The 10,298-nt window shown below is 60.7% G+C and carries 9 protein-coding genes; 4 read left to right on the forward strand and 5 right to left on the reverse strand.

The features are described from left to right. The first annotated feature begins 73 nt into the window (after window positions 1-73). On the forward strand, window positions 74-1,864 hold the full coding sequence (locus WG78_RS14950; RefSeq protein WP_053938650.1) for a glycoside hydrolase family 15 protein: 1,791 nt from the start codon (window positions 74-76) through the stop codon (window positions 1,862-1,864). A gap of 25 nt (window positions 1,865-1,889) precedes the next feature. Here the strand turns inward: WG78_RS14950 and WG78_RS14955 are convergent, their stop codons facing one another. The 5 genes from WG78_RS14955 to WG78_RS14975 form a co-directional block, all read right to left on the reverse strand. Further along, a complete protein-coding gene (locus tag WG78_RS14955; protein ID WP_053938651.1) occupies window positions 1,890-2,870 on the reverse strand; it encodes a ChbG/HpnK family deacetylase in 981 nt (326 codons plus the stop codon). 242 nt (window positions 2,871-3,112) lie between these two features. Continuing rightward, the gene (locus WG78_RS14960; RefSeq protein ID WP_053938652.1) at window positions 3,113-3,802 is read right to left on the reverse strand and encodes a type 1 glutamine amidotransferase domain-containing protein; all 690 of its coding nucleotides are present in this window, start codon (window positions 3,800-3,802) and stop codon (window positions 3,113-3,115) included. A gap of 131 nt (window positions 3,803-3,933) precedes the next feature. Next, the gene (locus tag WG78_RS14965; RefSeq protein ID WP_053938653.1) at window positions 3,934-4,539 is read right to left on the reverse strand and encodes a TetR/AcrR family transcriptional regulator; all 606 of its coding nucleotides are present in this window, start codon (window positions 4,537-4,539) and stop codon (window positions 3,934-3,936) included. A 191-nt stretch (window positions 4,540-4,730) separates the two neighbouring features. Next, entirely contained in the window at window positions 4,731-5,048 is a 318-nt protein-coding gene (locus WG78_RS14970) for a (2Fe-2S) ferredoxin domain-containing protein (RefSeq protein WP_053938654.1), read from the reverse strand. Between the two features lie 18 nt (window positions 5,049-5,066). Further along, the gene (locus tag WG78_RS14975; protein ID WP_053938655.1) at window positions 5,067-6,158 is read right to left on the reverse strand and encodes a hypothetical protein; all 1,092 of its coding nucleotides are present in this window, start codon (window positions 6,156-6,158) and stop codon (window positions 5,067-5,069) included. A 231-nt stretch (window positions 6,159-6,389) separates the two neighbouring features. Between WG78_RS14975 and WG78_RS14980 the strand changes: the two genes are divergently transcribed. From WG78_RS14980 to WG78_RS14990, 3 genes are all read left to right on the forward strand, one after another. Further along, on the forward strand, window positions 6,390-6,863 hold the full coding sequence (locus WG78_RS14980; RefSeq protein ID WP_053938656.1) for a WbuC family cupin fold metalloprotein: 474 nt from the start codon (window positions 6,390-6,392) through the stop codon (window positions 6,861-6,863). Between the two features lie 170 nt (window positions 6,864-7,033). After that, window positions 7,034-8,704, forward strand: coding sequence for a methyl-accepting chemotaxis protein (locus WG78_RS22740; protein ID WP_053938657.1), 1,671 nt, complete (start codon window positions 7,034-7,036; stop codon window positions 8,702-8,704). Window positions 8,705-8,895: 191 nt separating this feature from the next. Further along, complete coding sequence (locus WG78_RS14990; protein WP_053938658.1) at window positions 8,896-9,948, forward strand: NAD(P)-dependent alcohol dehydrogenase; 1,053 nt, start codon at window positions 8,896-8,898, stop codon at window positions 9,946-9,948. Window positions 9,949-10,298: the final 350 nt, after the last annotated feature.

The raw sequence follows: 10,298 nt of genomic DNA on the forward strand, positions 1-10,298 counted from the left end.
CTTCAGGCCGCTGGCCGACAGCCCGTTGCCGCCGTGGGCCGTTAAGGTCGTATATCGGTTACAGGAAAACTCCATGCCCTCGCGTATTGAAGACTATGCCTTGCTCGGCGACTGTGAAACGGCCGCACTGGTCAGCAAGGCGGGCAGCATCGACTGGCTGTGTTGGCCGCGCTTTGATTCTTCCGCCTGCTTTGCCGCCTTGCTGGGCAATGATGATCACGGCTGCTGGCGTATCGCGCCGGTGGATGGCCAGTTTGTGCAACGCGCCTACCGGCCCGGCACGTTGATACTGGATACCGAATTCAGCACTGCCACGGGCCGCGTGCGCATTACCGATTTCATGCCGTTGCGCGATGAGCATTCGCATCTGATCCGGCTGGTGGAAGGTCTGGAAGGCGAAGTCGAGATGGAGCTGCTGTTGCGGCTGCGTTTTGATATGGGCCTGACCGTGCCGTGGGTGCGCCAGTTGCCCGAGGCCGATGGCATCCATGCCGTGGCCGGGCCCGATATGGTGGTGCTGCGCACGCCGATCGAGCTGGACGGCGTTGATCTGTCCACCGTGGCGCGCTTCAAGGTCAGCGCCGGCCAGGTGGTGCCGTTTACGCTGTCGTACGGCCCGTCGCATCTGGATGTGCCGCCTGGCATCGACGTCAACCACGCCCTGGCGCATTGCGAGCAGGAATGGCGGCAGTGGTCCGACCGCTGTCTGCACGTCGGCCCGTTTGCTGAAACCGTCAAGCGCTCGCTGATTACGCTGAAGGCGCTGACGTATGCGCCCACTGGCGCGATCATCGCCGCCGCCACCACCTCGCTGCCCGAAGCCCTGGGCGGCGTTCGTAATTGGGACTATCGCTTTTGCTGGTTGCGTGACGCCACGCTGACCGTGATGACGTTGTTGCGCGCGGGCTATGTCGAGGAAGCTGCGGCCTGGCGCTCGTGGCTGGTGCGCGCGGTGGCCGGCACGGCCGACCAGATCCAGATCATGTACGGCATAGCGGGCGAACGCATGCTCGACGAGAAGGAAATTCCGTGGCTGCCCGGCTACGCCAATTCCGCGCCCGTGCGCATAGGCAACCAGGCGGCCACCCAACTGCAGCTAGATACCTATGGCGAACTGATGGATGCGCTGTACCAGGCGCGCCGCGGCGGTCTGGCGGCTGATGATGATGCGTGGTCGTTGCAATGCAATTTGCTGGAACGGCTGGAACGCATCTGGCAGCAGCCCGACGAAGGCATCTGGGAAGTGCGCGGTGGGGCGCAGCAATTTACCTCATCCAAGATGATGGCGTGGGTGGCGGTGGATCGCTGCATCAAAACCGCTGAGCAATTTGATATGAAAGGTCCGGTGGAACACTGGAAACAGCTGCGCGACCAGATGCACGCCGATGTCTGCGCCCAAGGCTTTAACGCCGAGCTCAACAGCTTTGTGCAGGTGTACGGCGGCGATCAACTCGATGCCAGTCTGCTTGGGCTAGCGCTGGTGGGCTTTTTGCCGCCTGACGATCCCCGCATTATCGGCACCGTGGCCGCCGTCGAAAAATATCTGCTGCAAGATGGCCTGGTGCTGCGTTATCGCACCGCCGAATCGCGCGATGGCTTGCCGCCGGGCGAGGGCGCGTTTCTGGCGTGCAGTTTCTGGCTGGCCGATAACTGGGTACTGCAAGGCCGTATGGAAGAAGCCAGCGCCCTGTACGAACATTTGCTGTCGTTGCGTAACGACCTGGGCTTGCTGTCGGAAGAATACGATCCGGTGGGAAAGCAGATGCTGGGCAACTTTCCGCAGGCGTTCTCACATATGTCGATTGTGTTTACCGCCTATGGCCTGACCGGCGATGGCCCAATGGTGGGCGAGCGCGCCAGCTAGGCGACGGGGAATTTCCGCGCCGCGGTCACTTGGCCGATTGCACCGCGATACAGCTATCGGTGCTGTCATCCACGCGCCGTTGCAACAGCTTGAGCGGCGCAAAATCGGTGGTTTTGATACCCAGTTGCCGTGCCGTTTTCTGCAAGCGACCTTCGCGCCACAAGTTGTAGTCAGATACGCGCATGGCCTGGTCGGGCAGCACCGTGCGCGCTTTGGGATTGGGCTGCGCCGGGTGGATGGTCAGGTGGGTAATGCCGGGCGGCAACAGCGGCAGCAGTTCGTCATAACCGGTGTAGCGCTGATCCACCACGCGGCGCGCCGGGTCATACAACATCACCGTGGCATCGGGCGTAATCACGCCGACTTGCTGGCCGGTGAGATTACGCGCCATCTGCCGCTCAAACGGCAGCTCATACATTTGAGCCACCAGCGGAATGCCGGTCTCGGCGGGCAAGGTTAAATACAACTTCATGATCTCGGGATTGGCTCGCCAGAACATGCGGTGCGACTGGATATGGCTGATCTGCAAGCCCGCGCCGCGCGCTTTGCCAATCTGCGCCAGCATCTCGCGCAACACATCGCCGCGTTCGGCATGCACGCCCAGCTGTTCGGTGTCGGACCACAAATGGGTGGCATCGGCGTAGAGCGAGGGCACCTGATCGCGCGGCAGTACGGTAGTCCAGGGTAGTTTGTCTTGCCATTCGTTGGTCAGCGTCAGCTCCAGCCCCACGGGCAAGCCGCGCTCGCGCGCCATGCGCGCCACGTTCTCGAAATCCGGCCCTGTAGGGATCACCGACAAAGTCTGAATCAAACCCTGATCCACCAGCGCAAAGGCGGCGGCATCGATATCGGGCTGTAAGCCCACATCGGCGGCATCGACAATCAACACGCGGTCTTTCGGGCTGAAACCCAGACATTCGCTCAGGCGCGAGGCGTAGCTCGCGGGCGCGCACAGCAGCAACGCGGTAAGCGTACTCAACAGCAGAAGGCGCGGGTGACGGGGCAAACGGAGGCTTCCTTTCCTGGAAAACGTGCCTATGCAACCACATGCGTAATTCGACGTCATCTTTTTGTCGTACGGTTGGCCTGGATCAGACGCTGGACGCGGTTTAGCGCCGTTTTCTGGTGCGCGCGTTATGTGGACGAGGGCAAAAAACAGGCCGCCAGAACGGCGGCCTGCATAACAACGATCATCGCATCTGCATGGTGCACAACCCGGCGCGGCGCGACCCTGGTGCTAGTCCTGGCTTAGCGACCTGCCAGCGCCGGATGTTGCAGCAATTGCGTTGCGGCCGGGGCCGACGACGCCGGGTTTTGCCCGGTGATCAACAGGCCATCGGTAATCACGTACGGCGCCCAGTCTTCCAGACTGGAGTACACACCGCCTTTGGCTTTGAGCTCGTCTTCCACCAAAAAGGGCACGATCTCGGTCAGGCCGACGGCGGCTTCTTCGCTATTGGTAAAGCCAGTCACCTTCTTGCCCTGCACCAGCGGGCTGCCATCCGCCGCTTTGACATGACGCAATGCGCCCGGCGCGTGGCAGACCAATGCCACCGGCTTGCCTGCGCCAATAAACGCCTCGATCAGTGCAATCGAGGTGGCGTCTTCGGCCAGATCCCACAGCGGGCCGTGGCCACCCGGATAGAACACGGTATCGAAATCGGCTTGATTAACGCTATCGAGGCGCACGGTTTGCGCCAGTTGCGCAGTAGCGGCGGCATCTTTTTCAAAGCGACGCGTCAGATCGGTCTGGTTGGCGGGCTCGTTGCTTTTCGGGTCCAGCGGCGGCTGGCCGCCGAGGGGCGAGGCCAGCACGATTTCAACGCCAGCTTCTTTAAACGCGTAATAGGGCGCGGCCAGTTCTTCCAGCCAGAAGCCGGTTTTGCGGCCGGTGTTACCCAGCTGGTCATGCGAGGTCAGAACCATTAATACTTTCATGTTTGTTGCTCCAGAGGTGGGGGTGGTCAACGGCAGTTTCAGGTTATAAAGTAGACCAGTCGGCTAGTTGACGGGTCTGAAAAAACACTTCCGCAGAAGTGCGTGGGTTTACTCAGTGTAGTCGTCCAGTTTCAGGGCGTGCCGTGCACTAGCGATCTGGTTGCTTCCAGCGCCATCGCAAACGGCTGGGTGGTGCGGCTGATCTTGACCATGATGCTGGCGCCCAGCCAAAGCTGATACAGGCTGTGCGCTAGCGCGGTCGGATCGGCAGTTATGGTTAATGAACCATCCGTAACGCCCGCAGCCAGCGCAGCAGCCAGCCGGCTGATGATGCCCGCGGTGCCGCGATTGAGCGCGGCGCGCATGGTTTCCGACATATCCGCTACTTCCGCACCCAGCTTCACCGCCAGACATTTGCCTTGGCAGTCGCTGAAGGATTGGTTGTCTTGCCAGATTTGCCAGTAGCGCTGCAGTCGCTGCGCGGTGGTCTTGCCTGGCAAGGCCAGCACTTGATCCATCTCGCCCAGATAATCGTCGAAATAGCTTTCCAGCAGGGCCACGCCAAACGCGTCTTTCGAAGCAAAGTAATGATAAAACGAACCCTTCGGCACCCCGGCTTCCGACAGAATCTCGTTCAGGCCCACGCCAGTAAAACCTTTGGCGCTGATCAAACGCTGACCCACAGCAAGAATAGTGCTGCGTACGTCGTGGGTTGGGGAGGGGTGTGAAGTAGCCATGCCTGCACTGTAGTCACAATTAGACCAGTCGTCTACAACTTTTTGCAGGGATTGAGCAAAAAGTCGCGACGTCGTCCCGAGTGAGTGATGGAATCCCGAAATAACAACGCCGCCCTGAAAGCAGGACGGCGTTGTGCGGCAGTGGGTAGGGCGTCAAACGCAGCCCGGACCTCACGTGCGGGTCGCAAAACTCAAATCTTCAGGCGATCCACAATCTCGCCCTTCACCAGGTGGCGGTCGATAATCTCGTCGATATCTTCCTGATCCACATAGCGATACCACGTGCCTTGCGGATAGATCACCAGTACCGGACCTTCATCGCAGCGATCCAGGCACCCGGCCTTGTTGATGCGTACGCCGCCCTGGCCGCGCGGCAGCTTCAGCGCTTTGACCTTGTCTTTGGCATAAGCCTGCAACGCCGAGGCGCCGCAATCATTACAGGAGGTTTCGCCCGGGCCGCGCTGGTTGGTGCAGAAAAACACGTGATGCTGGAAAAACTGTTCGCTCATGCTGGCTCCTGGATTTTTTCAGTGATGCGCCACAGGGGGAATATGCGCCGTTACAAAGAAGGGTAGTTCACCCACGCGGTCGGGTTGCACCGCGTCGATGACGCGTACTTCATCGACATGGCATTCGGCGAACAAATCCTGGGCAAACGCCAGAATTTGCGCGGCGTCGTCCAGCGGGGCCAACGGCCAGACAAAGCCTTCCCAGCGTTCGTCGTCTTCTTGCGCGGCAAAGGTAATGCGGATTTCGCCCGATTCGTGCGCCGCCATCACCACCACCGGCGTGCGACCGTTATTGCGGATGCTGCGTAATGCGTTGCTGGTGGCCACCTGCAGGCGCGTTTCGTTTTGCGTCTGGCGCGCGGATTCCTGCGCGGCCAGCCAGCTTTGCGGCGCGCGCGGAATCGTAAACAGCGTCACGCCGTTGGTTTGCAGCTGACGGCCAATCTCCTGCGCCAGCGGCACGCCCCACGCGCCGATGCGGGCATTCAGTTTGATGGCAGGCGGCGCGCCTTTGCGCTGAATGGCGATGCCCACTATAAAGCGCGCAAACACGCCTTCGTCTTTGAATTGCACCGGCGCTTCTTCCAACGCCACCGGCAGCCCGCCGCTGGCGTATTGCAGTTGGTCGCGCCACAACGCCAGTTGCGCCGGATTTACGCTGGCCATCTGTTCCGGGTGCGCCAGCCGCGCAGACAAATACACATCGGCATCCGCCGCGATCACATCGTGCTGCTTGAGCAAGGCGGTGATCGCATCGATATCGCCCAGCTTGCCGGGCAATTGCGCCTGGCCCTTGATACCCGCCACCAGAATGAGCGGTATCGCAAACAGCGTGGCCGACTGCGCGCTGTAAGGATCAGCCTGCTCCACGACTTGTCGCAGCGCCTCCCATAAAACGCTGTAAGCATAGTGCGACGGGGCTTGAGTCAGCGCGGCATTGAGTGCGGCATGGTCCTGCGTGGCCAGCACTTCGGCCAGTTGCGTATGCAGGGTTTTGCGCTTCTGGATGACGAGCTCGGCATCGTGCTCCGTCAGCAGCGACATCAGCGTGCGGATCAGCGGGTTATTGGGATTAACGCGCGGATACAGTCGGGGGTCTGGCAGGGTCATGGGCTGGCCGCTAGAAAAAGACAAAATCATACGCTGTTTCCCTCCGGTTCGCCGCTTGACGCCAGCGTCGCGTAATGCATGTAACCGTTTGACACCATCCAGGTATTTGGATAGATTTGAAAGCCTGTTGGGATGCAGCTTTGCGTCTTGATAGTTTCTCCTTTGTAGATGTTGTTGGTGGACCCGGGGCGTAAACTCCCCCGGGTTTTTTTTCGTCTGGAGGTACCGCTGATGTCCCGCGTCGAACTGATCAATCAGGCCATGCTGGCCGAACTTTCTGCCGGCGCCGCAAGCAGCCCGCGCTTGCGCAAGAATCTCAATTTTCATCCGGCCAACGAATCACCATGCCATCGCATGCTCAATGCACTACAACCGGGCACGTACGTGCAGCCGCATTGCCATACCGAGGCAGGCAAGGACGAGAGCATCGTGGTTTTGAGCGGCAAATTCGGTTGTTTGATTTTTGACGAGGCGGGTAAGGTCATACAGGCCTGTACGTTGCAGGCAGGCGGCGAAAACAGCGGTATCAACATCCCGCTGGGCGTGTTCCACAGCCTTGTGGCGCTGGCCCCGGATTCGGTGTTTTTCGAGAGTAAACAAGGCCCATGGTCGCCCTTGGCCGAGCACGAACGCGGCGCCTGGGCGCCACGTGAAGGCGAGGCGGGCTGGCAGGATTATCTGGCCTTTATGCTTAGCCATTTCTGACAGGCGCAACCGTGCCCCGCAGCGCGTTCCGGCGCGCTGTTGTGCCAACACCAACACGCACCAGATTGCGTCATTTCAAACGCCAGCGCCCCTGTGGGCCTCATTTATACTGAGCCCTCGTTTTTTAAGGGGGCGGCGCAACACCGGCCCCTCGTCCTTGGGGTCCGTGTATGAACAAGCTTTTCATCGCCTTTATCGGCATCTTTCTGGCGCACAACACCGTTGCCGGCCTCACCGCTTTATTCCTCGGCCAATACGCGCCCGGGCTGGCCTGGACCATGTTTGGCATTTCGATTCTGGTGACGGTGGGCGCAGTGGGTGCGTTGTCGCTGGTCAAAGCCGACATCATCCGTTTCCGCCTTGAAGTGGTGTCGCTGGAAGATGAACGCGCACGTGATCTGGCATGGCAGTTGACCGAACGCGGCCCGTTTGCCAACACGGCCATCTCGTTTAATAAAGCCCGCGCGCATCTGGCCCACATTCTGCATGCGGTGCGGCTGGACCAGGTGCGCGTGTCGATGCAATCTGCGCGCGTGGGCAAGGTCATCCGCGATATTCATGCGGGCACGCAAGAACAGGAGCGCTTGTCCGAATCGATCTTGAGCGGCGTCAGTGAAGCGGGCGCGGCGGTTGACAATGTGCATGGCAGCATCGAAGTGATTTCCGGCTACGCCAACGATCTGACCGATGCCGCGCAACATACGCAACGCGATGTCGGCGCGGCCAACAGCACCGCGCGCCAGGTAGCGCAAGTGATGCACGAGTTCACCGATAACCTCGACGCGCTGGTCAATGCCACCCAGACCATCGCCAACAGCGTCACCCAGATCAAAGAGATTTCGGACCAGACCAATTTGCTGGCGCTGAATGCCGCCATCGAAGCGGCGCGTGCGGGCGAGCAGGGGCGTGGTTTTGCCGTGGTGGCCGACGAAGTGCGCAAGCTGGCCGAACGCACCCATGGCCTGACCGACAGCGTGAATCAGGTGATCGCCAGCATCAGCGGCCAGTCCGAACGCACCGCCAGCGCGGCGCAGCAGATTTACACCAGCATCGAACAGGCGGCCGACAGCCTGGATGTGGCCAACGGCCAGTTGCAAGGCTTTGTCGATGGCGCGGCCAAGGTGCAGCGCGAAGTGGGCGAAATCCGTGTGGCTATCGATGAGATGCGCAGCGGGCATCAGCATGTGCACGCCAGCGTCTCCACCATGCATGCGCACAGCGGCGAAATGGCCGGCCGCGCCACCAGCGCCACCGCCACCATGGGCGAGTTGGACACCGCCACCGAACATGCGATGAAGGCGATCAGCACCTTCCGCCTCGGCGATTATCGTTACGACCGCGTGCTGAACCAGTTGCAAGCAGCGCAAACCGATTTCGAGCAACGCCTTAACGCCATGACGGCCAGCGGTGTCAATCTGTTCGATACGCAGTACACGCCCATCGCGGGCAGCAATCCCACGCAATATCACACCAGTTACGACGGCGCCTTCGCGCAAACCTTCCGCCCGTTGCTGGACCAATACACTGCCAATGTGCCGGGCGCCGATCTGACCGTGATGTGCGCGGCGGACCATGTGTACGCACCTACCCACGTCAGCAAGTATTGCCAGGCGCATGGCGCGGATGTGGAACGCAATCGCGCGTTTGGGCGCGACAAGCGCTTTTACGGCGATAACGCGATGCTGAAACAAAGCGCGCAAGACACCGCACCGGTGATGATGCAGGCCTATGTGCGCGATGTCGGCGATATCTTTGGCCTGGTGTCGATGCCGATCCGTGTTAACGGACGGCATTGGGGCGGCGTGATGATGGCGGTGGATTTCCAGCAATTGCTGGACTGAGCGCGCCGGCCATTAGAAATCAGACACAAGCAGCGCGCCCACCTGAACTCGCGCGCTGCCGCATGCTCTACCGAGGCCTTGATCTATAAACAGGGCTGGCCACCGGCCCGCCGCTCCGTCCTTTGGCGGACGCCCGGCTGGCTGTTTGCCCCGATCATGTTCGCCATCCCCCGGTTCAGGAGTTTGCTGCCATGGCTTTGAATATCCGCGGTTACGCCGCGCAATCCGCCACATCCCCCGTCGCACCGTTTACCTTTAACCGCCGTGATTTGCGCGCCAACGATGTGGATATCGACATCCTGTATTGCGGCGTCTGCCACACCGATCTGCACGTGGCGCGCAACGAATGGGGTAACGCCCGTTATCCGGTGGTGCCTGGTCATGAAATCATCGGCCGCGTGAAAGCGGTTGGTAGCGACGTCCGGAACTTCAAGGCTGGCGATCTGGTGGGCGTGGGGTGCATGGTTGATTCGTGCCAACACTGCGCGCCGTGCCAGCAAGGGCTGGAGCAATACTGTCTGGAAGGCAGTACGCTGACCTACAACTCGCTGGACCGCCAGGACAAATCGCCCACCTACGGCGGTTATTCGCAAAGCATCGTGGTGCGCGAACAATTTGTACTGCGCGTGCCCGACCAGCTCGACCCCAAATCGGCCGCGCCGCTGCTGTGCGCCGGCATCACCACGTACTCGCCGCTCAAACACTGGAAGGTCGGCCTGGGTCAGAAAGTTGCCGTGGTGGGTCTGGGCGGGCTAGGGCATATGGCGCTCAAGTTTGCGCACGCCATGGGCGCGGACGTGACGCTGTTCTCGCGCTCGCCCGGCAAAGAACAAGAAGCGCGCCGCCTGGGCGCGGAACACGTGGTCATCTCCACCGACGCCGACCAGATGAAAGCCGTCACCGGCCAGTTCGACTTCATCCTCGACACGGTGCCGCATCAACACGATCTGAACCCGTACCTGGCCACGCTGAAGCTCGACGGCCAACTGGTGCTGGTGGGCTTGCTCGAACCGATCGACCCACCCCTCGCTGCAGGCGCACTGGTGCGCAAACGCATCTCGGTGGGCGGCTCGCTGATCGGCGGCATCGCTGAAACACAAGAGATGCTGGACTACTGCGCGGACAAAGGCATTACGTGTGATGTCGAGATGATCAACATCGAGGACGTCAACACAGCATACGACCGCATGTTGAAGAGCGATGTGCGCTATCGCTTTGTGATTGATATTGCGTCGTTGGGGTGATGCGCTTGGTCGGGGTAACTCGGGGTGGATGAGGCGGCAACGCACCTTTTGATGGCTTTGGGTGGTGGGTCTAGACCCACCCTATGAGACAGGGGTTTGCGCATCAGTGAAGCGATCAGCACGCGCTGCAGCCGTTCACTGTCACGGCCCAGCCGCCACGCCCACCCGACGTTGCGCAGCAACGAGGCAACCCCGCGTGCAAAACCCCAACCATTTCCTGAGCGGGCGAAGGTAGGCGACGCGCAGCGGCGCCGACTGAGCCTCGCGTCCGCGGAGCGGCAGCTACAAAACCCGGTTATGCAGACGGTTAGTCTCGGCTTTTGACCTTATCCCTTCTGCGCAGCTTTACC

Origin of the sequence: Amantichitinum ursilacus, assembly GCF_001294205.1 — a bacterium.
GTDB classification, from domain to species: Bacteria; Pseudomonadota; Gammaproteobacteria; order Burkholderiales; family Chitinibacteraceae; genus Amantichitinum; species Amantichitinum ursilacus.

Coding starts and splice junctions, on each gene's coding strand:
- WG78_RS14950 (WP_053938650.1), top strand. CDS start 74: ATGCCCTCGCGTATTGAAGACTATGCCTTGCTCGGCGACTGTGAAACG.
- WG78_RS14960 (WP_053938652.1), bottom strand. CDS start 3,802: ATGAAAGTATTAATGGTTCTGACCTCGCATGACCAGCTGGGTAACACC.
- WG78_RS14965 (WP_053938653.1), bottom strand. CDS start 4,539: ATGGCTACTTCACACCCCTCCCCAACCCACGACGTACGCAGCACTATT.
- WG78_RS14970 (WP_053938654.1), bottom strand. CDS start 5,048: ATGAGCGAACAGTTTTTCCAGCATCACGTGTTTTTCTGCACCAACCAG.
- WG78_RS14975 (WP_053938655.1), bottom strand. CDS start 6,158: ATGACCCTGCCAGACCCCCGACTGTATCCGCGCGTTAATCCCAATAAC.
- WG78_RS14980 (WP_053938656.1), top strand. CDS start 6,390: ATGTCCCGCGTCGAACTGATCAATCAGGCCATGCTGGCCGAACTTTCT.
- WG78_RS22740 (WP_053938657.1), top strand. CDS start 7,034: ATGAACAAGCTTTTCATCGCCTTTATCGGCATCTTTCTGGCGCACAAC.
- WG78_RS14990 (WP_053938658.1), top strand. CDS start 8,896: ATGGCTTTGAATATCCGCGGTTACGCCGCGCAATCCGCCACATCCCCC.